The sequence below is a fragment of the Archangium gephyra genome (assembly GCF_049060025.1).
GTDB classification, from domain to species: Bacteria; Myxococcota; Myxococcia; order Myxococcales; family Myxococcaceae; genus Archangium; species Archangium gephyra_A.
The window spans coordinates 3741381-3768303 of record NZ_JBMEQQ010000002.1; the positions used below are offsets into that span (position 1 = coordinate 3741381).

The following is a 26923-nucleotide window of genomic DNA, read 5'->3' on the forward strand; positions in this document are numbered from 1 at the left end:
GGTACTCTGCCGAACACCCGCCTGACGGCTACGTACGAATTTTGCACTTCTCAACGGATTTCAGAATCCGTGCCAACCTCCAGCACCCGCCCGTGCTCGAGCGGATGGCCGGCCGTGTCGAAAACAGGACCAACGCCGTGCTCCGCCCAACCAAGACGTTCACCTGCAGCGCGATCCTCCAGAACGACAACCCCATCCTCCGAGACCACCGGGTGCATGGTGTCCGCATCATGCCGGGGGTGGTGTTCCTCGACATGGTGTTCCGCGCCCTCCGGGACAGAGGGTTCGACATCGCGGACGTCGAGTTGCGCGACATCCTGTTCATCGAGCCCATCGCCACCACGGAGCGGTTCGACAGGAAGGTGAGCCTGAGCTTCACGCCCCACGACGCCCAGGGGCTGCGCTGGCAGGTGACGGCGCGGAGCTGGCCCCTCCAGGCGGAGGATGGAGCCGGGAGCACGCCCGCCGAGAATTTCCGCTGCGAGCTCTTCATGGGAAGGCCACCGCTCGAGGGGCGGCTGGAGGTGGAAGCGCTGATGCAGCGGGCCCAGCGGACCGCGGACGCGGACGACGCCTATGCGTACGCCCGCGGCGTCTCCATCGAGCACTTCGAATTCATGAAGGGCCAGGGGCGGCTGTACTTCGGCGAGGACAGCGTGCTGGCGGCCTTCCACCTGGGGACGCTCGCGCGCGAGTACCTGGACGACTTCCTGTTGCACCCGGCGCACCTGGACAGCTCCACGCTGGTGCCGTTCCTCTACCTGCTGCAGCAACAGCCCGGCGCGGCCCGCCAACCGTTCATCCCCATCCACATCGAGTCGTTCCGCGCGATCCAGCCCTTGGGCGAGCGCGTCTTCGTCCAGGTGCGGCAGTCGAGCACCGGGCTCGTCGCGGACGATCTCTTCCTGAGTGACATCGACTTCTACTCCCCCCAGGGAGAGCGCCTCGCGTCCATGCGCAAGCTCTCCACCAAGCGGATCCGCTCCGAGGCGCTCATCTCCCGGCTGCGGCAACCCGGGAGCGAGGAGCACGCCGCGGCTCCCAGTCCCGCGTCCCCTCCCGCCTCCCCGCCGGCCTCCCCGCCGGCCACCGGAGAAAAGGACTCCGGGCTCCTCGGCTACCTGCGCCACCTGCTCTCCACCGAGCTGGGCGTGGAGGCCGGAGCGCTCGATGTCCGGGAGAACTTCTACTCGCAGGGCCTCGCCTCGACGAACCTGCTCCACATCGTCCAGGTCCTGGAGCGCGACCTCGACTGCAAGCTCTACCCCACCCTGCTCTTCGAGCACAGCACCCCCGCCGAGCTCGCGGCCTATCTCGAGGAGCACCACGCCGAGAGCGCGCGGCGGCTCGCCCGCGAGCACCAGGCTCGTTCCCCCTCGCCCACCCGCAGCCCCCCGGCCCCCCCTCCGGAAGCGGCGCCCCTCCGCTCCCCCCTCCCGTCCCCATCGTCCCTCCCTCCCTCCGAGCCGATCGCCATCATCGGGCTCGCGGGCCGCTACCCCATGGCCGAGGACCTGGAGGCGTTCTGGGACAACCTCCAGGCCGGGCGGGACTGCATCACCGAAATTCCCCGCTCGCGCTGGGACCCCGGGACGAGCGCCTTCAAGTGGGGCGGCTTCCTCGAGGGCATCGATCAATTCGAGCCCCGTGTCTTCAACCTGTCCCCGCGGGAAGCCGAGCTCATGGATCCCCAGGAGCGGCTGTTCCTCGAGACGGCCTGGCACGCCCTGGAGGACGCGGGCTACGGGGGCAGGGCGCTCAAGGGCCGGCGGGTCGGCGTCTTCGTGGGAGTGATGTGGGGGCAATACGCGCTGCTGGGCGTGGAAGAGACGTTGAAGGGCAACCCGCTCGCCCCCATGTCGTTCGCCTCCTCCATCTCCAACCGGGTCTCCTACTTCTTCGACCTCCACGGGCCGAGCCTGTCGCTGGACACCATGTGCTCGTCCTCGCTGACCGCCCTGCACCTGGCCTGCGAGAGCCTCCGGCGCGGGGAGTGCGAGCAGGCCCTGGTGGGCGGCGTCAACCTCATGCTGCACCCCAGCAAGTACCTGTTCCTGAGCGAGAACCGGATGCTCGCCAGTGACGGACGCTGCCGCGCGTTCGGCGAGGGCGGCAGCGGGTACGTGCCCGGAGAGGGCGTGGGCGCCGTCCTCCTCAAGCCCCTGTCCCGCGCCGAGGCCGATGGGGACCACATCCACGGCGTCATCCGGGCCACCACGGTCAACCACGGGGGCCGCGCCAACGGCTACACCGTCCCGGACCCCGACGCCCATGCCACGCTCATCTCCGAGGCCCTTGCCCGCGCGGGCGTGGAGCCCGGAAGCCTCGGCTACATCGAGGCCCATGGCACCGGCACCAGCCTGGGAGACCCCATCGAGCTTCTCCGGGCTGGGCAAGGTGTTCAACGGGAGGACGCCCCCCGCGTGGACGTGCGCGCTCGGCTCGGTCAAGTCCAACATCGGCCACCTGGAGGCCGCCGCGGGCATCGCCGGCCTCACCAAGGTGCTCCTCCAGTTCCGCCACCAGCGGCTGGTGCCGTCCCTCCACTCGCAGCAGCTCAACCCGTACATCGACTTCACGGCCACGCCCTTCCGCGTGCAGCGAGAGCTGAGCCCGTGGCCGGTGCCCAGGACGTCCGACGGGCGGCCCGCGCCCCGGCGCGCCGGGCTGAGTTCGTTCGGTGCGGGAGGCTCCAACGCCCACGTCATCCTCGAGGAGCACCTGGCCTCGCACCCCGTGGCGCCCACGGAGGAGCGCGCCCGCCTCGTCGTCCTGTCCGCGCGCAAGGAGGAGCAGCTCCGGCCCCAGGCAGCGCGGCTCCTGCGCAGCCTGGAGCGCCAGGCCTCGCCGGCGTACCCGGGCCCACGCGCGGACCTGGCCCGGATCGCCTATACCCTGCAGACGCGCAACGAGCCCATGGACGCGCGTCTGGCGCTGATCTCTCCGAGCCTGGAGGTGCTGCGCACCCAGCTGGAGCGATACCTCGAGGGACGGAGCGAGCCGGGCCAGGTGCTCCAGGGTCTGGCCCATCCCGAGCGGAAGGCACTCCCGGCGTCCATCCGCGGCGTGGACACGGCGGCGCTGCGGGACGTCGCGGCGCAGTGGACGCAAGGCGCCGAGGTGGATTGGAAGCTGCTCTACCCCGAGGGGACACCCCGGCGCACGCCCCTGCCCCCCTACGCGTTCTCCCGGCGCTCGTACTGGCTGCCCCGCTCGGAACAGGCCACTCCCGCCGCCCCGGGACGCGTGCACCCGCTGCTGGGCCACAACACCTCCACCCTCGAGGCCGTGCGCTTCACCACCGCATTCACCGCCGGCGAGGCCCTGCTCGCCGATCACCGCATCGGTGGACAGCCCATGCTGCCGGGAGTCGTCTGCCTGGAGATGGCCCTGGCCGCGGCCCGGCTCGCGGGTGTACCGGCCGTCCAGGCCCTGCGTGACATCACCTGGCTCCGCCCCGTGGTTCCCACCGCCGAGGGCCCCGCCCTCGAGGTGTCCCTCGAGCTGCGGCCCGTGGGCGAGCACCTCCAATTCCAGCTCACCGGGGCCGGCGGCACGCTCCACGCCCAGGGCCAGTTGCTGCGCGGCGAGCCCTCGCGCCATGCCGGGCCCCGCTCTTCCCCCGAGGTGCTCCGGGCCCGCTGCCCGCGGCACCTCTCCTCGGAGGCGTGTTACCGCACCCTCGCCGAGCGAGGCCTGGAGTACGGCGAATCCATGCGGCCCCTCCGCGCGCTCCACATCGGACGGGACGAGGCGCTCGCCGAGCTGCGCCTGCCCGAGGCCGCCGCCTCCTCCCCCGCGCTGACACTCCCGCCGTCCCTCTTCGATGGTGCCCTGCAGGCGGTGATCGGACTGCTGGCCGAGGCCCCCTCCGGAGAGGGCGAGCGCACCTGGCTGCCCTTCTCGCTGGGCGCGGTACACCTGCACCAGCCGCTGCCGGCCGAGTGTCTCGCCCACGTCGTGCGCAAGTCACGGCGCGAGGACGTGGAGTCTTTCGACATCCAGTTGCTCGACGGGGACGGAGCGCCGCTCGTCCGGCTGGAGGGCTTCGCGATCCGCGAGCTCCCGGGCCCTTCCTCGCGCAGCAGCACGCGCGTCATCGGCGAGACCTGGGTGCCCGAGCCCCTCACGCACGCCCCGGCCGCCCCCTCGGGCCCCCTCCTGCTCTTCGGCCGCGACACCGCCCTGCGCGACGCGCTCCGCTCCCGGGCCGGTGTCCCCGTCCTGCTCGTCCAGCCGGGCACCGGCTTCCGCGCGCTCGGCGATGGCGTCTATGAGATCGCCCCGGCCCGGCCCGAGGACGTGGAGCGCCTGCTCCAGGCACTGAGCCAGGACGGGATGATGCCCTCGGCCGCACTCCATGCCTGGTCCCGGCAGAGTCCCCTCGAGCCCGGCGAGGCCGCCCTGGACGAGGAGCTTCTCCCAGGGCCTCTACACCCTGCTCCACTTCACCCGCACCTGGCTGCGCCACCGGCCGGTGCCCCGCCTGCAACTGCTCTGGGTGTGGCCCGGGGACGAGGTGTCCCATCCCCACCACGCGGCGATGTCCGGGTTCTGCAAGACGGTCAACCGCGAGCACCGCGCGCTGCGCTACCGCGCGGTGTCCCTCCTGGACGAGACGGTGCGCGTCCCCGGGACCGCGGCGGAGCTGCTGCTCGCGGAAGCTCTCCCGGCCGGGCGAAGCGGATGATGTCGTCCGCCACGGCCGCACGGGCCGCGCGCGGTTGTGCCTCCAGCGGCTGGAGCTGCCAGGGGACGGTCCGTCTCCCGCGCTCCGGCATCAGGGCGTCTACCTCATCACCGGCGGACGCGGCGGGCTCGGACACCTCTTCGCGGAGGAGCTCGCCCGCCGCTACCAGGCACGGCTGGTGCTCGCCGGGCGTGCCGAGGAGGACGCGGAGATGCGCGCGCGCCTCCAGGCCCTGGCCGCCCATGGCGCGGAGGCCCTCTACCTGCGGGCGGACGTCTCCCGCCGCGAGGAGGCCGAGGTGCTCGTCACCCGGGTGCTGGGCCGCTTCGGCGCGCTCCATGGCGTCATCCACTCGGCCGGCGTGCTGCGCGACGGGATGCTCGCCAGCAAGCGCGTCGAGGACGTGGCCGACGTGCTCCGGCCCAAGGTGCTCGGCGCCGTCCACCTGGACCAGGCCACCCGCCTGCTGCCCCTCGACTTCTTCGTCCTGTTCTCCTCGCTGGCCGGGCTCATCGGCAACGTGGGGCAGTGCGACTATGCCTTCGCCAACCGCTTCCTCGACGCCTTCGCGCGCAGGCGCACGGAGCAGGTCCGCGAGGGCCAGCGCAGCGGGCGCTCCCTGTCCATCGCCTGGCCTCTGTGGCGCGAGGGCGGAATGCGCGTGGACGAGCAGACCGAGCAACACCTGCTGCGGACACTCGGCATGAAGCCGCTGCGCACCGGGACCGGGCTCGGCTTCCTCCCCCGCGCGCTCCGTTCCACCGAGCCGGTGCTCGCGGTGGTGGAGGGAGAGCTCGCGGCCATCGATCGCGCCTTCTCGCTGCGCGAGCCGCCCCCGGCGTCCCCGGAAGTCCCCGGGTCCGCGCCCTCCAGCACGAACACCGTGGTGGACACCGTGGTGGACACCGTCACCGAGCTGCTCTCCCTGAGCCGCACGGCCCTGGACCTCGACATGTCCCTGGAGGAGCTCGGGTTCGAGCCGGCCACGGCCACGATGCTGTGCGGCCGGTTGTCGGAGCGCCTCGGCCTGGAGCTGAAGCCGAGCCACCTCGCCGAGCACTCCTCGCTGCGCTCCCTGTGCCAGGCACTGGCCGGTGCGTCCACGCGGCACGCACCCACTCCCTCCGCGCCTCCTCCCAGCGCCTCCGCGTCCTCCCAGCGAACGCAGGTGCAGGCCCGGGTCGTCAGCCTGGCGGCGTCCATCCTCAAGATGGACATCGAGGACGTGGACCCCACCACGGATCTGCGTGACTTCGGCTTCGACTCCATCTCCATGACCCGGCTCGCGAGCGCGCTCCGGGAAGCGTTCGGTGTGGACATCACGGCCGCGATGCTCTTCGAGCACGACAGCCTGGGCGCCCTCGTCGAGCACCTGCTCGCCCACCACGCCGAGGCCCTCGCCTCCCGGCTGCCCGCCGAGGCTCGCCCTCCACCGGCCCCCGCCCCCACTCCGGCTCCCGCTCCGGCTCCCGCTCCCGAGCCCGTGCAGCCCCGGCCCCAGCCCCGCGCGACCTCCTCCGAGCCCATCGCGATCATCGGCGTGAGCGGCACCTTCCCGCGCTCGGCCGACCTCGACGCCTTCTGGCGGCACCTGGAGCAGGGGAATGATCTCATCGAGGAGATTCCCCCCTCGCGCTGGGACTGGCGCGCGGTCCACGGCGATGCGCTGAGCGAGCCGGATCGCACCCACGTGAAGTGGGGCAGCTTCATCGACGGAGTGGAGCACTTCGACGCCGCCTTCTTCCGCATCACCCCCCGCGAAGCGGCGCTGATGGATCCCCAGCACCGCCTCTTCCTGCAGACCGCCTGGCACACCCTGGAGGACGCCGGCTACCGCCCGACGTCCCTCGCCGGGAGCAGGACCGGGGTGTTCGTGGGGATCGGCACCACCGACTACCACGACTTGCTGCGGGACTTCGGGCTCCCCGCGGACGCGCACTCCGCCACGGGCAGGGCCCACTCGGTGCTGCCCAACCGGCTCTCCTTCCTGTTGGACCTCCACGGCCCGAGCCTCCCGGTGGAGACCGCGTGCTCCAGCTCCCTCGTCGCCATCCACCAGGCCGTCCGGGCCCTGCGTGAGGGCGCGTGTGACCTGGCGCTCGCGGGCGGCGTCAACCTGCTGCTGAGCCCGCATCTCTACTTCTCGTTCAGCCGCGCCGGCATGCTGTGCGAGGACGGCCGCTGCAAGACCTTCGACGCACGCGCCAACGGCTACGTGCGCGGCGAGGGCGTGGGCGCGCTCCTGCTCAAGCCCCTCTCACGGGCCGAGGCCGACGGCGACACCATCTACGCCGTCATCCGCGGCACCGCCATCAACCACGGCGGCCGGGCCAACGCCCTCACCGCCCCCAACCCCAACGCGCAGGCCGAGCTGCTCGTGGCCGCCTACCAGGACGCCGGCATCGACCCGGCCACCGTCGGCTACATCGAGGCGCACGGCACGGGCACCAGCCTCGGCGACCCCATCGAGGTCATCGGGCTGCGCAAGGCCTTCTCCCAGCTCTACCAGCAGTGGGACCGGCCCGCCCCCGCGCAGCCCCACTGCGCGCTCGGCTCGGTGAAGACCAACATCGGCCACCTGGAGACCGCCGCGGGCATCGCGGGCGTCCTCAAGGTGCTGCTCGCCCTGCGCCATCGCACCCTCCCCGCCAGCCTCCACTTCCAGACGCCCAACCCCCAGCTCCGGCTGGAGGGCAGCCCCTTCCTCATCAATGGCCATACGCGCCCCTGGCCCGCGCTCCTCGAGGCCAACGGCGTGGAGGCCCCCCGGCGCGCGGGCGTGAGCTCGTTCGGCTTCGGCGGCACCAACGCGCATGTCGTCCTCGAGGAGTACCGCGCGCCGCCCCGCCCCGGGACGAGCGCCGGACGTCCCCAGCTCGTCGTGCTGTCGGCCCGGGACGCTGAGTCGCTGCGAGCCTCCGCCGCGCTGCTGCGCGAGGCCCTGGGCAAGCCCACGCGGCCCCTCCTGGAGGATCTGGCCTACACGCTCACCACGGGCCGCGAGCTCCTGGAGGCCCGCCTCGCCACCGTGGTCCAGGGATTGGACGAGCTGGCCACCCGGCTGGGCGACTGGCTCGCGCGAGGTTCCGCCGAGGGTGTCCACACGGGCACCGCCAGCCCGTCGAATGCCCAGCAGTCGCTGCTCGAGGGTGACGCGGGCGCCGCCTTCCTGGAGTCGCTGATGGCGGGCGGAGAGCTGGACAGGCTCGCCCGGCTCTGGGTGACCGGAGCGCTCTCTGACCTGTCGCGGCTGTACCGCGGCCGCCAGCCCCGCCGCGTCTCCCTCCCCGGCTACCCCTTCACCCGGACCCGGCACTGGTTGCTGCCCGCTCCCGCCGACCGCGTCTTCACCTCCCGCTCCACCGCGCGCATGGAGCCCACGCCCGCGCCCGCGCCCACGCCGGAGCCCGAGGCGCCGGTTGCCGCCGGGAACCTCCACGCCGCCACGGTCCGCTACCTCACCCACGCCCTCGCCACCACGGCCCGGCTCGAGCCCGGCTCCATCCAGCCCACGGCCGACTTCGAGAGCTACGGGATGAACTCCATCCTCATCGCCGAGCTCCACCACCAGCTCGAGGCGAGGTTCGGCAAGCTCCCCGTCACCCTGTTCTTCAAATACAAGAACCTCGCGGACCTGGCCTCCTATCTGCTGGAGGAGCACGGCGAGCCCGTGCGGCGGATGCTGGCCACGCTCCAGGCGCCCGCGCCCGAGGTTCCACGCGAAGTGCCCGAGGCGCCCCGCGAGGAGCCGCCACACCGCTCCCCGGTACGGGCCACCGCCTCCCGCCACACGTCCGGGCCCACCGACATCGCCATCATCGGCATGAGCGGCCGCTACCCCCAGGCCCGGGATCTGGAGCAATACTGGCGCAACCTGGAGACGGGGCGTGACTGCATCGTGGAGATTCCTCCCGAGCGCTGGGACTACCGCCCCTTCTTCGAGCCCTCCGCGCGCCGGCCCGGATCCATCTACAGCAAGTGGGGCGGATTCCTGGAGCACGTGGACCGCTTCGACGCGGCCTTCTTCCAGATCTCCCCGTTGATTGCCCGCTACATGGACCCGCAGGAGCGGCTCTTCCTGGAGACCGCCTGGGAGTGCCTGGAGGACGCGGGCCACACGAGGCTGAGCCTGGCGCGGCCGGACGCCGGAGACCGGCGCGCCCCCGTCGGCGTGTTCGTGGGCGTCACCTATAATGAGTACGCCCTGCTCGGCGCGCAGGAGTGGGCCCGGGGCAACCGCATCCCCTTCAACACCCAGACCTTCTCCATCGCCAATCGCGTCTCCTACTCGCTCAACCTGAGCGGCCCGAGCCTCACGGTGGACACCGCCTGCTCGTCGTCGCTCAACGCCATCCACCTCGCCTGCGAGAGCCTGCGCTCCGGAGCGTGCGAGCTCGCCATCGCCGGCGGCGTGAACCTGTCGCTGCACCCGGGCAAGTACGTCATGCTGTGCGCCAACCGCTTCGCCTCGAGCGACGGCCGATGCCGCAGCTTCGCCGAGGGAGGCGACGGCTATGTCCCGGGCGAGGGCGTGGGCGCCGTGCTGCTCAAGCCCCTGGCCCTGGCCCTGCGCGATGGCGACGCCATCCACGCCGTCATCAAGGGCAGCGCGCACAACCATGATGGCAAGACGCACGGCTACACCGTTCCCAACCCGGTGGCGCAGACCGAGGTCATCCTCACCGCCCTCGAGCGCGCGGGCGTGGACGCCCGCTCCATCTCCTACGTGGAGGCCCACGGCACGGGCACCAGCCTGGGAGACCCCATCGAGCTCACCGGGCTGACGGACGCGTTCCGCCGCCACACCGGGGAGCGGGGCTTCTGCGCCATCGGCTCCGTCAAGGCCAGCATCGGCCACCTGGAGTCCGCCGCGGGCATCGCCCAGCTCCACAAGGTGCTCCTGCAGATGAAGCACCGGCGGCTCGCGCCCACCCTCATTCATGGAGGACGGCTCAACCCGCATATCGACTTCGCGAGCACCCCCTTCCAGGTCCACCGCGAGGCCTCGCCGTGGAGGGCGCGTCCCGGAGAGCCCCTGCGCGCGGGCATCAGCAGCTTCGGCGCGGGCGGCGTCAACGTGCACCTCGTGCTGGAGTCCTGGGACAGGGAGCAGGCCCCGAGTGCTCCGCGGGAGGAGCCCGCCATCATCGTCCTGTCGGCCCGGATACCCGAGCAGCTCCGCGCCCAGGCCCGCCGCCTCCTCGACTTCCTCGACGCCCGGCGGGAATGGGGCGCGGGCGAGCTCGAGTCCCTCGCCTACACACTGCAGCAGGGCCGCGAGGCCATGCCCGCGCGCCTGGCCTTCGTGGCCAGGGACCTGGACACCTGCCGTGAGCGGCTGCGCACGTGGCTGGCGCGAGACGGTGGGACTCCGGCGCTCCCGGCCCACGGCCTCTTCTCGGGCACGCTCTCCGGGCCTCCCGCCGCGTCCGCGGAGGCCTCGGAGTCCACCCTGCGCGAGCTCGCCACGAAGGGTGGGCACGAGGCCATCGCCCGTGCCTGGGTGGAAGGCACCCCGTGGCCCTGGTCCGCGCTCTACCCGGCACGCCAGCCCCGGCGCATCCACCTCCCCACCTACCCTTTCGCCGGCGAGCGCTTCTGGATTGAAACCACGCCCACGCCTCCACCGCCGCCCGAGCCGGTGAGCCCCACCCCCTCCCCCACCCGGGACGAGGGACGCGGCCGGACGATGCGGGAGCGGCTGGCCGAAGTCCCCCAGGCCGAGCGGCACACCCTCCTCGTCCACCTGCTGGGTGAGGAGGTCGCCCGCCTCCTCGCCTATCCGCCCTCGATGCAGCCGGAGCCGCACCAGGGCTTCTTCGACATGGGCATGGAGTCCGTGCAGGCCACGCAGCTCGTGGAGCAGCTCGAGGATGCACTCGGCCTCGAGGCTCTACCCCACCCTGGCGTTCGACCACTCCAACCTCCACGCCCTGGCCGCCTTCCTGCTCGAGCGGCTCCCCCTCCAGAGTGCGGCAGAGGCGCCCCCGCCGGCCCGCGAGGAGTCCAGGGGAGAGCTGGTGCTCGCCCGGCAGACGTGGCGGGAGGCTCCGCTCGCCCAGACGCCAGCAGGTGCCCTCCGGGGTGTCCTGCTGCTCGGTGCGGAGGAGGCCCACGCACGTGCCCTCCGCGAGCTGCTCCAGGCCCGCGGGCTCGACGTGCCGGTGCGCCTCGTCCAACTGGGTGAGCGCCTCGTGGAGACGGCCTCCGGCTTCGAGTTGAATCCAGCGGATGCACGCCAGGTGGAGCAACTGCTCGCCTCCTTCTCGCGAAGCGGCTTCCAGCCCGGCCACGTCTTCCACCTGGGAGCCTTCGGCACGGGCACGGGAGAGGAACCCACCCGGGGCTTCGCGCACATGCTGGGCCTCGCCCAGGGCCTGCTCGCCCACAAGGGCGAGGGCTCTGTGCGCCTGGGGTACGTCTACCCGCTCGTGGACGGGCTGCAGCCTCCGCGGCATGCCGCCGTGGCCGGCTTCGCGCGAGCGCTCGGGCTGGAGACGCCGCGGCTCTCCTGCCAGACGCTGGCGCTGGACACCCAGGCGCGGGAGCCCGGGACCCTGGCCCGGCTGCTGCTGGCCGAGAGCGCCAGCACGGAGCTCGAGGTCCGCTACGTCGCGGGCCGCCGGCACGTCCGCGAGCTGACCGGGCTGGCGACGGAGACGCCGGGCCCCTCGCTCCTGCGCAAGGGCGGGGCCTACCTCATCACCGGCGGCGCCGGCGGCCTGGGCCTGCTCCTGGCCGAGCATCTGGCCCATACGTTCCAGGCGAGGATCGCCCTGGCCGGGCGGGGTGAGCTCGACGCGGCCCGGCAGCAGCGCCTGGAGCGGTTGCGCGCGGCCGGTGCGGAGGTGGTGTACCTGCGCGGCGACGTGAGCGAGCGCGGCGCGGCCTTCCGCGTGGTGGACGAGGCTCGCGAGCACCTGGGCACGCTCCACGGCGTCATCCACGCCGCGGGCGTGACGCGCGACGCGCTCGTGGTGGCCAAGGTGTGGGAGCAGATGTCCCAGGTGCTGGGGCCCAAGGTGCACGGCACCCTGCACCTCGACGAGGCGTGCGCCAGCCTGCCGCTGGACTTCTTCGCCCTGTTCTCGTCCACGGCCGCCATCACCGGCAACGTGGGGCAGAGCGACTACGCCTTCGCCAATGCCTTCCTCGATGCCTTCGCCGCCGAGCGCGAGGCCCGGCGGGCACGCGGCGAGCGGCACGGCCTCACGGTGTCCTTCAACTGGCCCCTGTGGGCCGAGGGCGGCATGCGCGTGGATGCCCAGACGCTTCGCTTCATGGAGCGCCGCGCCGGCCTCACCCCGCTGCCCACCTCGCTGGGCCTCGCCACCTTCGAGCAGGGCCTGGCACTCGGAGGAAGCCAGCGCGTCGTGTTCCACGGCACCCGCGACACCATCGTCCAGCGGCTCGGCATCTCCTCCGGCCCCGCCGTGGAGTCCCCCATCGAGGCCCGGGACGAGGCCCCCGTCGCCGAGGCTCCCGTGGCCCCGGCGCCGCGCGTGGCCGTGTCCTCCACCCATACGGCTCCAGTCCGGGAGCCCATCGCCCTCGTCGGCATGGCCTGCCGCTTCCCCGGTGGTTGCGACAGTCCCGAGGCCCTGTGGCGCTTCCTCGTCCAGGGGGGGGATGCCATCACCCCCATGCCCCCCGGGCGCTGGGACATGGACGCCTTCTACAACGCCGATCCCGAGGCGGCCGGCACCCTGTACGTACGGCAGGCCGGATTCCTGCGGGAGGCGCCCTCCCTCTTCGATGCGCGCTTCTTCGGCATCTCCCCACGCGAAGCCGCGGAGATGGATCCCCAGCAGCGCCTGCTGCTCGAGGTCTCCTGGGAGGCACTCGAGCGCGCCGGGCTCGCACCGGACGGGCTCGCGGGCAGCCCCGTGGGCGTGTTCGTGGGCATGTGCGGCGCCGAGTACGGGCTGCTGCCCCGGGACGCGCGGCAGTTCGGCGCCTACACCGCCACGGGCGTGGCCACCAACATCGCCTCGGGACGGATCGCCCACCGGCTGGGGCTCCAGGGGCCGGCGCTGACGGTGGACACCGCGTGTTCGTCCTCGCTCATGGCCGTCCACCTCGCGTGTGACAGCCTGCTGCGCGGCGAGTCCGACGTGGCGCTCGCCGGCGGCGTCAACCTGATGCTGTCGCCGTACACCTTCATCTCCCTGTGCCGGCTGCGTGCCCTGGCCCCGGATGGCCGCTGCAAGAGCTTCGACGCCTCGGGTGATGGTTATGGCCGCGCCGAGGGCTGCGGCATGGTGGTGCTCAAGCGGCTGTCGGACGCGCGGCGCGATGGAGATCCGGTGCTCGCCGTGCTGCTGGGCTCCGCGGCCAACCACGACGGCGCCAGCAGCGGGCTCACCGTGCCCAACGGGCTCGCGCAACAGGCCCTGCTGCGCAAGGCGTTGGAGTCGGCGCGGCTGGAGCCGGGACAGGTCTCCTTCGTGGAGGCGCATGGCACGGGCACCGCGCTCGGGGACCCCATCGAGATGCAGGCGCTCGGCGCGGTGTACGGACAGCGCCGGCCGTCCGAGGGGGACTTCACGGTGGGCGCGGTGAAGGCCAACCTGGGCCACCTGGAGGCCGCGGCCGGAGTCGCCGGCCTCATCAAGACCGTGCTGTGCCTGCGGAACCAGGCCATCCCGGGGCAGGTGCACCTGCGCGAGGTCAACCCGCGCATCCGCCTGGAGCGCCTGCGCGCCCGCCTCCCGAGGGAGACCGGGCCCTGGGTGGCGGAGCGGCGGCTGGCCGGAGTGAGCGCGTTCGGCTTCTCGGGGACCAACGTCCACGTCCTCGTGGGCGAGCCCCCCGCCGCACCCGCGCCCCGGCACAGGCCACGCTCCAGCCCGGAGCCCACCACCACGGCCTCGCGTCCCGTCCACCTGCTGCCGCTCTCCGCCCGGGACGAGCGCGCGCTCCGGGAGCTGGCCCTGGCCTGGAGGGAGCGCCTCGCGAGGGAGGACGGAGACACCCTGGCCAGCCTGTGCGCGGCGGCGATGGCGGAGCGCGGCCACCTGGAGCACCGCGCCGCACTCGTGGCCCCGGATCGCCCCACCCTGCTCGCCGGGCTGGAGGCACTCGCCGAGGGGCGTGAGCATGGGAGCGTCCTGCGCGGCACCGTCGAGGGCGGAGCGCCCCGGCTGGCATTCGCGCTCCCCCATGAGGACGGTCTCGCGACGCTGAAGGAAGCGCTGTACCCGGTGGAGCCCGTGTTCGCACGGGCCCACGACGAGAGTGCCTCGGTGGCAGCGGAGCTGCTGGGCGTGTCCCTCCGGGAAGTGCGAGGCCCGGCCGCTGCCTTCTGCACCCGGCATGCGCTGCTCACGCTGCTGGCGCACTGGGGCTACGTCCCCGACGCGCTGCTGGCCGATGGACAAGGACTCCTCACCGCCGCGCACGTGGCCGGGGTGATGGAGCCTCCGGGACGCACTGCGCTGCGTCCTGCACGGACAGGGGCTGGTGGGCGCCGTGACGCTGGAGCCCGGCCGGCTGTCGGCTCCGCGCCTCCGGCTGCTGCGCGCGAGTGCCGGAGCGCCCCTCGACGCCCGGGCCGCGGCGGCTCCCGCCACCTGGGAGCGGCCCCAGACTCCGGCCGGAGAGTGGAGCGCCGCCCTGAGCGGACTGGACGCCCGGGAGCGCCGGGTGGTGGTGATGCTGGGAGACACCGTGCCTCCAGCGGCTCACGGCACCGGGGCCCCCTGGCTCGCCCTCACCCCGGCGCGGGCACCGTGGGAGGCGCTGCTCACCTGCGTGGCGCGCCTCTACACCCTGGGGCTCACCCCGGACCGGCGCCGCTTCACCGAGGGCCACCCGCGCCCGGAGCGGCCCTTGCCCACCTACCCCTTCCAACGCAAGGCCCACTGGCTGCGGCCTCCCCAGGAGGCCGGGAGCGCCCCGGACAGCGTGTTCGACGGGACGCCGCTGGCCTCGCCACGCCGCGAGCGGGAATTCTCCTACCGCTTCAGCCACGCGCGCCTGCCAGACTTGGCCGACAACCACGGCATCGCCCACATCGGCCATCACCAGGAGCTGATGGCCCGCGCCGCGCACCAGCACCTGGGCCTGAAGCCCCATGCGCTGAGGGACGTGCGCTACCTGGTCCCCCTGCACGTGGCTCCCGGCGAGGAGCGCGAGGTACGCCTCGTGGTGGAGCCGGGAGAAGACGGCACCTCGAAGCTGAGCCTCCACGGCCTCGAGCCGAAGCGCGCCCAGTGGACGCTCCACGTACAGGCCCGGCTGGAGGCGGCGGCGCCCGCGACGGTGGGGCCTCGGGGCCTCCCCCACCTGGAGGGAGGACTCGTCTGGGACGGCGACACCTTCTACCGGCGGCTCGCCGCGCTGACCTTCCGGCTCGGCGAGAGTGTGAAGTGGGTGGAGGAGGTCCGCTTCCGCGATGGCGAGGCGCTGGCCCGCTTCCGCCATGACCCCGGCGCCTCGGGAGAGCGGGCGGGGCTGGGCTTCCACCCGGGAATCCTCGATGCCTGCGCACAGCTCTTCGCGGTAGCGGGGGCCGCATGGCTGGAGGAGCGCATGCGCTTCATGGTGGTGGGCTGGGAGCACTTCCAGTTCCACCAGGCACCGCGAACCGGCACGCTCCACTGCCATGTCGTCTTCCCCGAGCCGCCGGACGCGAGCGGCCGGGTCTCCGGCGGGTTCCGCCTCTTCGACGCGGAGGGGAACCTCGTGGCCGAGGCCCGGGGGCACCGGGTGCAGCGGCTGAGCGCCAGCCGCGTGGAGGCGCTCGAGCAGGCCCTGCTGCACGAACGCCCCCCCGCGCCTTCCCCAACGCCCGCCACCCAGGACCGCCCCCTGGCCGGGCGGAGCACGGCGGCGGACAGGGCCCACGTGGAGGACTTCCTGGCCGAGCGCGCGGCCCATCACCTCGAGATGGAGTGGGGCTCGGTGCCGCGCGGGGTGCCGCTGCGAGACCTGGGCTTCGACTCCATCACCGGCCTGGCCCTGCGCAAGGACATCCAGGAGCGGCTCTCCGTGCACGTCCCCGCCGAGCTGCTGCTCGAGGGCCCCAGCATCGAGGAGCTCGCCACCTCGCTGCTGCGGGAGCTTCGCCCCGGGGGGAGCCCCGGCCACCGCGGAGCAGACGAACCGGGACACCTCCGCGGGCTCCTGGTTCGCCCACGTGGTGCGCCGCGAGAAGCCCGCCCTGCGCCTGTTCTGCTTCCCCTACGGCGGCGGCGGTGCCTCGCTCTACCTGGATTGGAAGCGGCTGCCCGAGCACCTCGAGGTCTGGCCCGTCCAGCTCCCGGGCCGCGAGGGCCGCATCCACGAGCCGCCCCTCCACGCGCTCGAGGCGCTGCTGGATCAGCTCGAGGCCGCGCTCGTCCCGAGGCTCGATCAACCCTTCGCCTTCTACGGGCACAGCCTCGGCGCCCTGCTCGCCTACCTCACCGCGAGCCGGCTGCGGGCCCGCGGCCTGCCCCAGCCCCAGCACCTGCTGGTGGGTGGCTCCAACGCCCCCGTCCTCGCCCCCGGGCCCTTCCTGGCTTCGGTGCGGCGGCGCTTCCAGGAGGCCGGCCTGCCAGGCATTCCGCGGCCCTGGGAAGCTCGAGCCCCTCGGACCCCTCCTCGACATCCTCATGAGCACGGAAGAAGGCCGGACGCTGGCGGCCCGGGACGCTGGCTTCGCACGCGCCCTGCTGCCCATGCTGCTGGCCGATCTCAAGCTGATGGAGGACTTCCGCTACCAGCCCGAGCCGCCCTTCTCCTTCCCCATCACCGTCTTCCACGGTGCCGGGGATGACCGGGTCACGGAAGAGGGCTCGCAAGCCTGGCGCGCGCTCACCACGGGCGCCTTCCACAAGCACGTGACGCCGGACGGCCACTTCTTCCTGCGCACGGACCCCTCCCGCGACTGGCTGCTGCGGGGCATCGCCGCGGCCCTTCCCCCTCCCCCCCCCTCCTTCAACTGGAGAGCATCTTGAACCGCGCACACCTCTTCGAATTCAACGACATGCCCTGGCTGCCCACGCCCGTCCGCAAGACGCTCATGGAGCAGCTCCACCACATGGCCGTCCAGCTCCGGCTGTACGACGCGGGCTTCGACGCCATCTCGCAGGTGCTGGAGCGGGCGGGGACGCGGACCATCCAGGCCCTGTGCGCCGGAGATGGGGGGCTCATGCTCGCCCTTTCCCAGCACATGGGGCGGGACGACGTCCGCATCGTGCTCTCGGACAAGTTCCCCTCGCTCGAGAGCTTCCAGGAGCGGGAGCGGGAGAGCGGCGGGCGCCTGACGCACGAGCCCGCGTCCGTGGACGTGCTGGACGTGCCCGGGCACATGACGGGCCTGCGCCTCATCGTCAACGCGGTGCACCACTTCCAGGCGCCCATGGTGCGCGCCATCCTGGCGGACGCGGTGGCCAAGCGGCAGCCCATCGTGTTCATGGAGCCGGTGCAGAGGGATGTGCTGTCCATCCTGCGCTTCTCCGCCGCGGCGCCGCTGCTCAGCCTCTACTTCAGCGTGGGAGGCATCCGGCCGCTGAGCCTGCGCCGCACGCTGCTGGGCGCGGTGGCCCCGCTCGGCTCGCTGTGCTTCTTCTTCGACGGCATCGTCTCGCACCTGCGGGCCTACCACACCGAGGAGTGGGAGGCGCTCATCCGCGAGGTGGACGGCCACGAGGGCTACACCTGGGAGACGCGCTACCTGCCGGGCTTCCTGGGCTCGCGGCTCACCTTCCTGTCCGGCCTCCCCAAGGAGAAGGCCCTGGCGGAGCGGGCATGAGTCCCTCCACGGACGTCCTCATCGCGGGCGCGGGCCCCACGGGGCTCAGCCTCGCGCTCGCGCTCCACCAGCAGGGCGTGCGGGTGCGCCTCATCGACAAGGCCCCCTCCTTCTCCGGCGAGTCCAAGGCCATCACCCTCCAGCCGCGCACGCTCGAGCTCTTCCAGCTTCTCGGCGTGGCGGAGCGGCTCGTCCAGGCCGGAGTGCCCACCGGCCGCATGAACATGAACGTGGGGACCGAGCGCGCCTCCGTGCTGCGCTACGACCGGCTCCAGAGCGAGTTTCCCTTCTACCTGCACCTGCACCAGGGCCAGACGGAGCGGGAGCTCGCCCGGGTATTGGAGGAGCGGGAGGTGCGCGTGGAGCGCGCCACCGGGCTGGAGGAGCTCCACCAGGACGCCTCGGGTGTCACGGCGGGGCTGGTCCGCGCGGACGGCTCCCGCGAGCAGCTACGCGCGCGCTTCCTCGTGGGCTGCGATGGAGGCCGCAGCCGGGTGCGCGCCGTGCTCGGGCTCGGCTTCACCGGCGAGCGGCATTCCGACAACTGGATCATGACGGACGTGCGCATCCCCAACATGACGCTGCCCCGCGACGAGCGCCATGGCTACATCCTGGAGCGCATCCCCTTCGTGGTGCTGCCGCTGGGCGGCGGCTACTACCGGCTCATCTCCGCGCGCCCGCCCGGCTCTCCCCTCGAGGGGAAGAATCCCACGCTCGACGAGTTCCGCGGCATCATGACGCCGCTGGGCTTCGGGGACTGGCGGCTGGAAGAGCCGCTGTGGCTGACGAACTACCACCCCAGCCAGTTCCTGGTGACGAGCTACCGGGCGGGCAACGTCTTCGTCGCGGGTGACGCGGCCCACGTGAACACGCCCATCGCCGCGCAGGGCCTCAACACGGGCGTGGTGGACGCGCTCAACCTGGCCTGGAAGCTGCGCCTGGGCGTGCTGGGCAGGGCGAGCGAGCGGCTGCTGGACAGCTACCACGTGGAGCGCCACGCGGCCGCGCGCTCGATGTTCGAGGAGAACGACCGGCTCACCCGGCTGGTGTTCGGCGCCAACCCCGTCCTCCGCTACCTGGCCCGGAAGCGGCTGCGGCTGCTGAACCTGCCCGGGCAGAACCTGGACAACGTGCTGAAAACCTCGCAGCTCGGCCTGCACTACCGCCACAGCCCGGCGGTGCAGCCGGCCTTCGATGGCCGCGGTGTCCGGACGGCCCGCAGGGCTTTCGGCAACGCGCTGGCACTGCCGGGGGATCGCGCGCCCCACTTCACCCTGGACGCGGAGCGGCGCCTCCCGCTCTACGCGCTGCTGCGGCCGGAGCGCCACACGCTCCTGGTGCTGAGCGGCGGGCAGCCGGACGGGGCCGCCATGCGGGCGCTGGGTACCCGCGCACGCACGCGCCACGGGGACTGGCTGGACCTCCACTTCGTCTTCGAGGGGAGGATTCCCCCGGGCTTCGACGCCCACGGCCTGGGCCAGGCCTGGAGCGATCCACACCGCGGGGCCCACGTGGCGCTCGGAGCCCGCGGCGCCGGCTGCGTGCTCATCCGTCCCGACGCCTACATCGCCACGCGCTTCCCCCTGGAGACGCCCGAGAGCCTGGATGCCTATTTCGGTGCCATCCTCCAGTGAGGCTCCGGCCCCGGGGCGGTGGCCGCTACGCCGCCCCGCGCAGGGCCTGGAGCCGCTGCTCCAGCAGGGGCTGGAGCTGCAGCTCCAGCCACCCGGCCGTGGCGTCCATGAGCTTGAAGGCGAGCTCGTCCACGTGACGGTTGCGCCACGAGGCCAGGGGCGTGCCCCGCACCCACTGGTTGAACGAGCCCAGCGCCGACCCGCAGTGGATTTGATAGTCCGTGCGCTGCTCGCGGCTGCCGCTCAGGGCCAGCCGCGAGGTGTGGACGAAGTACCAGCGGAACACCAGGGCCATCTTCGTGCGGGGGTTGCGCTCGGCGCGCTCCACCACCTCCGGGTCCACCCGCAGGTAGTGCCGCCGCGTCTCCTCCCAGATCTGCTCGAAGGAGCGGTGGAAGTACTTCTCCTGGAGCTGCTGCCGCGTCTGCGCGTCCAGCTCGTCGAGCGAGCCATGCTGCTGGTAGAGGGCGTAGAGGCGGTTGGCGCGGGCCGGGAAGAAGAGCCCCTTGCGCACCACCTGGATCTTCGCGCCCAGCTCGAACATGTCGCCCGCGGGCGCGTATGCGACGTCCCGCACGTCGAGCGTCTCGAGCAGATCCTTCACGGGCTCGCTGGTGGCGGCCTCCACGGTGCACTGGTTGATGGAGCCCGTCGCGATGAAGTCCGCGCCCATGATGAAGGCGGACGCGGCAGCCTGGGGCGTGCCGATGCCACCGGCGGCGCCCACGCGGATGCGCGTGGCATAGCCGTACTCCGCCATGAGTTGCTCGCGCAGGCTCATCATCGCGGGCAGCAGCGTGCTGGCCACGCCCTGGTCCGTGTGGCCGCCGGAGTCGGCCTCCACGCAGATGTCCCCGGCCATGGGAAGCTCCCGCGCCAGCCGGGCCTCCTCGGTGGAGACCTTGCCGTCCCGCACCAGCACCTCGAGCAGCGCGGGGGGAGGCGGGCTCATGAAGACGCGGGCCACCTCGGGCCGGGAGACCTTGGCGATGATGCGGTGGGGAGCCTCGACGCCGCCATCCGGCAGGCGGCGCAGCCCCTGGACGCGGTAGCGCACCAGCGCCGGGGTGAGCTGCACGTAGGCCGAGGCCTCCACGTTGCGCACCCCGTGGCGCAGGTAGAGGTCCACCAGCGCCTCCTCGCGGGCGGGGCGCTCGATGCTGTGCAGCAGGTTCATCCCCCAGGCCTCGCCGCCGCGCAGCGCGGCCTTGATGGCGAGCAGGTCCTCCTCGACGCGCGCCAGCGGCATGCCGCCGGTGCCGAGGAAGCCCATGAGGCCGGCCTGGCCCATGCGGATGACCAGCTCCTTGGAGGAGATGCCCTTGTACATGGAGCCCGCGTAGTAGGCGAGGTACACGCCATAGGTACTCCGGAAGGCCTCGCTGCCCAGGCGCCAGGCGCCGGTCCCCCGCACCTCGGCCGCGGGAGCGGGTCGCGGCGGTGGAGCGCTCGGCAGGGCCGCCACCGGCGCGGGAGCAGGCGCCGGAGCAGGCACGGGCACGGGCGTGGCCTGGCGGATCTGCTTGAGGAGGTTGCTCAGCACCTGGCCGTGCCCCACCTCCACGAGCTCCTGCTCTCCCAGCCCGAGCAGGTAGCGCATGCTCTGCGTCCAGCGCACGGGCGAGTCGATCTGCCGGGCGAGCAGCTCGGCGATGCGCCCGTGCTCGTAGGGCCGGGCCTCCACGTTGGAGATGACGGGGAAGCGCAGGGGGGCGAAGGAGAAGCCGCGCAGGAAGTCCGCGAAGGCCTCGCGCGCGGGGCGCATGTAGCGCGAGTGGAAGGCGGCGCTCACCTTGAGGAGGATGACGTTGGCGCCCGCGGCCTTGAGCTCGGGAGCCGCGCGCTCCAGGTCCACCCGGGGGCCGGACAGCACCTGCTGGGTGGGCGAGTTGTCATTGGCGAGGTCCACGGTGTCCACGCCCATCCGGGTGAGCACCTCCTGGATGCGCTCGGGGGACAGCCCGACCACGGCGGCCATGCCGCCCTCGCGCGCCTGGGCCATCAGCTCTCCGCGCCTGCGCACCAGGCGGACCCCCGTGGCGAAGTCGAAGGCTCCGGCGGCCAGCAGCGCGTTGTACTCGCCCAGGCTGTGGCCCGCGGCGTGGTCCGGCTCCCGCGCGCCCTCGTCCCGCTTCGCCTGCCATGCGAGCGCGTTGAGCACGAAGAGCACCGGCTGGGTGTACTGCGTCTGATCCAGGCGCTCGTCCTGGCAGACCTCCGCCAGCTTCCAGCCCAGCAGTGCGTCGGCCTGCGCGGCCAGCTCGGGGTAGCGCGCGAGCAACTCCTTGCCCATTCCCCTCTTCTGCGAGCCCTGCCCCGGAAAGATGATCGTCGTCATGGCTGGAGTCCCTACCGTGTGGAGCGGAGGCTCCATGGTAGCCGTCCTCCCCGCCCGGCAGAAGCCACCCCTTCACGGCCGTCCACCTCACCCATGCCGAGCGCGGCCCTCGGCAGGAGCACCACACCATGAGCCAAGGACAGAAGCTGCACGTCAACATCCTGAGCCCGGAGTTCCAGATCAACCCCCACCCCTTCCTCAAGCGGCTGCGCGAGGAGGAGCCCGTCTACTGGAGCGAGGAGACCCGGCACTGGCTGCTCACGCGCTACGAGGACGTGCAGACCGGCCTGCGCGACGCCGCGCGCTTCTCCAGCCAGAGCAGCGAGACCTTCGTGGTGCGTGAGGAGTTCATGCAGCACCTGCGTCCCATCATCACCCACTTCTCCATGTGGGCGGTGATGAAGGACAACCCCGAGCACAAGCGCCTGCGCGGCCTCATCAACCAGGCCTTCCGCCCGGAGAACCTCAAGGACATCCAGCTCCGCGCCCGGCAGACGGCCGAGTGGTTGATCACCCAGGTCCAGGACCAGGGCGAGATGGACTTCGTCAACGACTACGCCTACGCCCTGCCCGCGCTCCTCTTCTCCGTGGAGATCCTCGGCATGGACCGCGCGGATCTGCCCACCTTCAAGAAGTGGAGCGTGGACCTGGCGCACGCCACCGGCCGCATCGACAACCTGGAGATCATGCTCAAGGGCCAGGAAGCCCTGCTGGGCATGACGGACTACATCACCCGGGCCATCCAGTCGCGCATCGACCAGCCCCGCGAGGACTTCATCTCCTTCCTGGTCAAGGCCTGGCGCGAGGAGAACAAGCTGACGCTGGAGGAGGTGGTGGCCCAGATGGTGCTGCTGCTCGCGGGCGGCCACACCACCACGCAGAACGTCATCAGCACCGGCCTGCTCGCGATCTTCAAGCACCCGGAGCAGTTGGCGCGCCTCAGGAAGAACCCCGAGATCAACCGGCAGGCCGCCGAGGAGCTCTACCGCTACACCTCGCCGGCCCAGGCGCCCACCCGCATCGCCGCGTGCGACATCGAGCTGGGCGGCAAGCTGATCAAGAAGGGCCAGGGCGTGATGCCGATGGTGGTGTCCGCCAACCGCGACGCCTCCGTCTTCGAGCGGGCGGATGAGCTGCTGCTCGACCGCGAGAAGAACCCGCACCTGGGCTTCGGCTCGGGCAACCACGTGTGCCCGGGCGCCTTCCTGGCGCGGATGGAGATCCCCATCGCCTTCGAGGTGCTCTTCCGGCGCATCCCCAACATCCGCCCGAAGAACAGCCACGAGGACTGGAACATGAACCTCAGCTTCCGGGGCCTGTCCACGTTCCCGGTGGCCTGGAGCTGAGGCTCACCCCTCGGGGCCCCTCTCACGCGGAGGCGTCGAACTCCAGCGCGATGAGGGGCCGCCGGGTGCGAGGCGCGGCCGGCCCGGGCTTCTCCAACCAGTAGCGCTTGCGCGAGAAGACGACGGGCGGCAGCGGCGCCCGCACGGGAGTCTGGCCCTCGGGAGCCTCGCTCAGCAGGGCATGCGCGTTGGTGCCGCCGAAGCCGAACGAGCTGAGGCCGGCGCGGCGCACGCCCTCCAGCGGCTCCCACGGACGCAGCCGCGTGTTGGGGAAGAAGGGCGACGCGTCGAAGCGGAAGCGGGGGTTGGGGGTGTGGCAGTGCAGCGTGGGCGGCAGCTCGCGGTGCATCAGCGAGAGCACCACCTTGATGAGCCCGGAGATGCCCGCCGCGCTCAACAGGTGCCCGAAGTTGCTCTTCACGCTGCCCACCGCGCAGAAGCCCGTGCGCGCCGTGGACGCGGAGAAGACCTCGGTGAGCGCCCTCAGCTCGATGGGATCGCCGATCATCGTCCCCGTGCCGTGCGCCTCCACGTAGCTGATGGTGCGGGGCTCCACACCGCTCGCGCGCAGCGCCGCCTGGATGACGGCGCGCTGGCCCGCGGGATCCGGCGTGGTGATGCCCATGGTGTGCCCGTCGTTGTTGACGGCGGTGGCGTCGATGACGCCGTAGACGCGATCTCCTTCCGCCAGGGCCTTGCGCAGGGGCTTGAGCAGGAGCACCCCGGCGCCCTCCCCCGGCACGAAGCCGTCGGCCTTCTCGTCGAACGTCTTGCACCGCCCGTCCCGGGACAGGGCACGGCTCTCACTGAGCGTGAGGTAGACGGACTCGTCGAGCAGGATGTCGACCCCACCGGCGAGCGCCAGCTCGGACTCACCCGAGCGCAGGCTCTGACAGGCCAGGTGCACCGCCATCAGCGACGACGAGCACGCCGTGTCCACCACCACGCCGGGCCCCTTCAAATCGAAGAAGTGGGACACGTGGGCGGCGATGAAGTTCTGCCCCGAGCCGATGACGCCATGGCGCGTCGGCGCCGGCATGCGCGAGGCGTAGCTGCTCATCCGCGACCCGGCGAACACACCCACCGGCCTGCCGGCCAGCTCGCTCCGGTTGTAGCCCGCGTGCTGGAAGCACTGCACGCTGACCTCCAGGAACTGGCGCATCAGGGGATCGATGCACGGCGCGTCCTGCTCGGCGATGCCGAAGTACCGCGGGTCGAAGAGCTCGATGCCCTCGATGAAGCCGCCCCACCGGCTGATGCTCCTGCCCGGCTGGTGGGTGGAGGCATGGAAGTCCTCGATGCGCCAGCGCTCCGGGGGCACCTCGGTGATGCGGTCGTGCCCCTCGCGCAGGGTGTGCCAGTAGGCCTCCAGGCCGGGCGAGCCCGGGAAGTGGCAGGCCATGCCGATCACCGCGATCGGCTCGAGGCCGTGCGGCACCGGGGAGGACACGGCGGCGGCCGGACGTGGCACGGCCACCGCTCGCGGTGCGGAGGAGACACCGGGGGCTGGAGGAGGTGCGGCCTCCACCCTGGGAACGGGCGCTGGCTCTGGCGGACGCGCACGGGAGAACTCCGGATGCTCGGCCTCGAACGCGGCCCGCACGGCACCGGGGTACGTGGCCACGAAATGGCCGCTCAGCTCCGCCAGCGTCGGGTGGAGGAGGGGCAGGCTCGGGTCCAGCTTCATGCCCAGCCACCGGTCCATGAACACCATCAGGTCGATGATGTGGATGGAGTCCACGCCGAAGGAGTCGAAGCTCGCGTTCGGATCCAACTGCCGCATGGACAGCTTGAGCTCCCGGGAGAAGAGCGTGCGGAGCCAATCCAGGGCATAGGCCCCCAGGTCCGGAGCCACGGAGGCGGGAGCGGCGGCCGGAGCCGGAGCCACGGCCGCGACTGCAACCGGAGCTGGAACCTGGACCGGTTCCGCGGGAGCGGGAACGGTGGGCACGGGCTGGACGGCCTGCTTCGGCGCGGCGGCCACGGCGCGAGGAGGTGCCGGCCGCGAGCGGAGTTGCAGCAACGAGCCGGCGTCGAACCGGTCCGGGTCCACGAGGGCGGGCAGGGGCACGGCACAACCGGAGGCCATGGCCGCGTCGAGCATCGCCAGGCCCTCGGCCGTGGAGTGGGCGGTGAAACCGAGCGCCCGGTAGGTCACGCTGCCCACCTCGCCCATGCCCACCTCCTTCCAGTTGGGCCAGATGATGGACTGGTAGCCGGTGCGGCCCTGGGCGCGGCGCTGCTCGGCCAGCAGGTTCATGAAGCCGTTGGCGGCGGCGTAGTCCGCGATGCCCACCGACAGCGCGGGCACCACGCTCGACACCGAGGAGAAGAGGACGAAGAAGTCGAGCGCATCCGGAGCGAGCGCCCGCTCCAGGGCCTTCAGGCCGGCCACCTTGGGCTCCAGCACCTGGCGCAGGGTGTCCGGGGGCTTGCTGGTGAAGGCGGGTGGCTCGAAGAACACCACCCCCGCGGAGTGGAAGCAGCCGGCGATGGGGCCCAGGCCGGCGCGGACCTCCCGGAAGAGCGCGTCGAGCGCGGCGTCATCGGTCAGGGCCCCCGTGTGGACGCGCAGGGTGACGCCCTGGGACTCGAGCGCATGCAGCGGCGCGAGGCGGTCGCGCAGGTTCTTCGGAGTCTGGGGATCGCCCAGGAGCGTGGGCCACTGCTCCCGCGGCGGCAGCGGCTGCACGCCCATGAGGACCAGCCGCCGTGCGCCCTTGGAGACGAGATGGCGCGCCACCTCCAGGCCGATCCCCCGCACGCCCCCCGTGATGACGTACACCTTGTCGGCGGAGATGCGCGGCACGGCTCCGGGTGGGTTCTGGAGCGGACGCAGCCGCGGCACGTACCTGCGGCCCAGCCGGTGGAGCACCTCCCCGTGGACATCCCGCGTGGCGAGCTCCTGGCGGATCACCTCCACCAGCGCGCCGGGCTCGGTGAGGGAGCAATCCACGTCCACCGTGCGCGCCTGGAGGTTCGAGTATTCGGCGCCGAGCTTGCCCACCAGGGCGGCCATCACTGCGCCACCCGCGTCGAGCGGACCAGACCAGGCGAAGGGCCGGAGTCCCCGGGTGACGTGCAGCAGGGGGAAGGACTCGCTCCGGCAGCGCCGCAGCAGCGTCTGGAGCAGACCGAGCCGTCCGGCCACCCGCTCCGTCAGGGCGCCTCGCGGCTCGCCGCTGGTGCGCAGGTCGGACAGGTCGATGATGCCCGCGATCCACCCGCCCCGGGCGTCGAACTGCTGGCCGAGCCGGACACCGGCCTCGTGGCTGTCGAAGTCCAGGATCGCATCCACCCGGGAGCCCTGGCTCTTCGTCGGTACCCGGTCGGAGATCAGGAACGGGCGCGTCCCCCGCCAGGGCGCGAGCACCGCGTCGGCCAGGGAGAGCGTCTCCTCATTGACGAGCACGATCAGGTTGCCGTGCAGCTCCGGCGTGCCGGGAGTCTCGTGCGGCCCCTCCGCGTGCCACACCGTCTCGAGCAGGACCGCGTTGCCGGGCAGGTGCCGCGGTGGCGCGGAAGGTACGTCGGAGAGGGGCGAGGGGTGCACCTCGCGGCGGCCTCGGGCGCTGATGACGCCATGGATGTGGTCTCCCGCGGCGAGCGCCTTCGCCAGGGGCTTGAGCACCACCACGCCCACGCTCCCGGGGGGAACGGACCCGGCGGAGACCCCGCCCGCGATGGCCAGGTCCACCAGCCCCGCGCGTAGCTGCTGACACGCCTGCTGGATGGCGGCCTGCGAGGACGTGCACTCCGCGTCCACGGTGAGCGCGGACCCTTCCAGCGCGGGGAACCGGGACAGCCAGGCGGACAGTACCGCGGTGCCACCACCGGCGGAGGGACTCAGCCCCAGGAACACCCCGGCCCGCGTGCCTCCGGACGCCGAGCCCGGCAGCCCCGCGTCCTCCAGGGCCGCCCAGCACTGCTCCAGCACGTGCCGCTGCCGCGGCTCCATCCCCTCCGCGTTCCCTGACAGGAGGCCGAAGAAGCCCGGCTCGAAGCACTCGGCCCCCACCAGCTCCACCCAGAAGGACTTCACGTCCTCCGCACCGGGATGCCGGCCGGAAATGCCTACGACGGCAATCCCCTCGAGTTCAGCCATGACGGAGTTCCCCTGTACGGTCAAACCTCCAACCGCCAACAAAGGAACGGTACATTCGTGCTGAAACGAAG

9 protein-coding genes and 4 pseudogenes are annotated in these 26923 nt (G+C 72.3%); 11 read left to right on the top strand and 2 right to left on the bottom strand.

Annotation, left to right across the window (positions count from 1 at the left end; genetic code table 11):
- Window positions 1-104: 104 nt before the first annotated feature.
- From ACN28I_RS16190 to ACN28I_RS16235, 10 genes and pseudogenes are all read left to right on the top strand, one after another.
- Window positions 105-2324 (top strand): annotated as a pseudogene (locus ACN28I_RS16190) (beta-ketoacyl synthase N-terminal-like domain-containing protein); the annotation flags it as partial.
- A 19-nt stretch (window positions 2325-2343) separates the two neighbouring features.
- Window positions 2344-4320: pseudogene (locus tag ACN28I_RS16195) on the top strand (polyketide synthase dehydratase domain-containing protein); the annotation flags it as partial.
- A 40-nt stretch (window positions 4321-4360) separates the two neighbouring features.
- Complete coding sequence (locus tag ACN28I_RS16200; protein WP_420942919.1) at window positions 4361-4690, top strand: hypothetical protein; 330 nt, start codon at window positions 4361-4363, stop codon at window positions 4688-4690.
- A 34-nt stretch (window positions 4691-4724) separates the two neighbouring features.
- The gene (locus ACN28I_RS16205) at window positions 4725-10877 is read left to right on the top strand and encodes an SDR family NAD(P)-dependent oxidoreductase (RefSeq protein ID WP_420942920.1); all 6153 of its coding nucleotides are present in this window, start codon (window positions 4725-4727) and stop codon (window positions 10875-10877) included.
- 7 nt (window positions 10878-10884) lie between these two features.
- Window positions 10885-15117 carry an SDR family NAD(P)-dependent oxidoreductase gene (locus tag ACN28I_RS16210; RefSeq protein ID WP_420948650.1) on the top strand — a complete coding sequence of 1411 codons (4233 nt, stop codon included), beginning with the start codon at window positions 10885-10887 and terminating at the stop codon, window positions 15115-15117.
- A pseudogene (locus tag ACN28I_RS16215) lies at window positions 15056-15727 on the top strand (polyketide synthase dehydratase domain-containing protein); the annotation flags it as partial. The gene ACN28I_RS16210 and the pseudogene ACN28I_RS16215, both read left to right, overlap by 62 nt.
- Before the next feature lie 106 nt (window positions 15728-15833).
- Window positions 15834-16112 (top strand): annotated as a pseudogene (locus ACN28I_RS16220) (thioesterase II family protein); the annotation flags it as partial.
- Window positions 16113-16287: 175 nt separating this feature from the next.
- Window positions 16288-16632 (top strand): thioesterase II family protein, encoded by a 345-nt coding sequence (locus ACN28I_RS16225; protein ID WP_420942921.1) that lies wholly within the window; start codon window positions 16288-16290, stop codon window positions 16630-16632.
- Window positions 16629-17429, top strand: coding sequence for a hypothetical protein (locus tag ACN28I_RS16230; RefSeq protein ID WP_420942922.1), 801 nt, complete (start codon window positions 16629-16631; stop codon window positions 17427-17429). Before ACN28I_RS16225 ends, ACN28I_RS16230 begins: the two co-directional genes overlap by 4 nt.
- Window positions 17426-19063, top strand: a complete 1638-nt coding sequence (locus ACN28I_RS16235; RefSeq protein WP_420942923.1) for an FAD-dependent monooxygenase — start codon at window positions 17426-17428, stop codon at window positions 19061-19063. The genes ACN28I_RS16230 and ACN28I_RS16235 overlap by 4 nt, the downstream gene beginning before the upstream one ends.
- A gap of 25 nt (window positions 19064-19088) precedes the next feature.
- Here the strand turns inward: ACN28I_RS16235 and fabD are convergent, their stop codons facing one another.
- Window positions 19089-21401, bottom strand: coding sequence for an ACP S-malonyltransferase (fabD, locus tag ACN28I_RS16240; protein WP_420942924.1), 2313 nt, complete (start codon window positions 21399-21401; stop codon window positions 19089-19091).
- A gap of 128 nt (window positions 21402-21529) precedes the next feature.
- On the opposite strand from fabD, the gene ACN28I_RS16245 reads away from it, so the two are divergent.
- The gene (locus ACN28I_RS16245) at window positions 21530-22747 is read left to right on the top strand and encodes a cytochrome P450 (protein WP_420942925.1); all 1218 of its coding nucleotides are present in this window, start codon (window positions 21530-21532) and stop codon (window positions 22745-22747) included.
- Window positions 22748-22769: 22 nt separating this feature from the next.
- Here the strand turns inward: ACN28I_RS16245 and ACN28I_RS16250 are convergent, their stop codons facing one another.
- Window positions 22770-26852: a beta-ketoacyl synthase N-terminal-like domain-containing protein gene (locus tag ACN28I_RS16250; protein WP_420942926.1), complete on the bottom strand. Its 4083-nt coding sequence runs from the start codon at window positions 26850-26852 to the stop codon at window positions 22770-22772.
- Window positions 26853-26923: the final 71 nt, after the last annotated feature.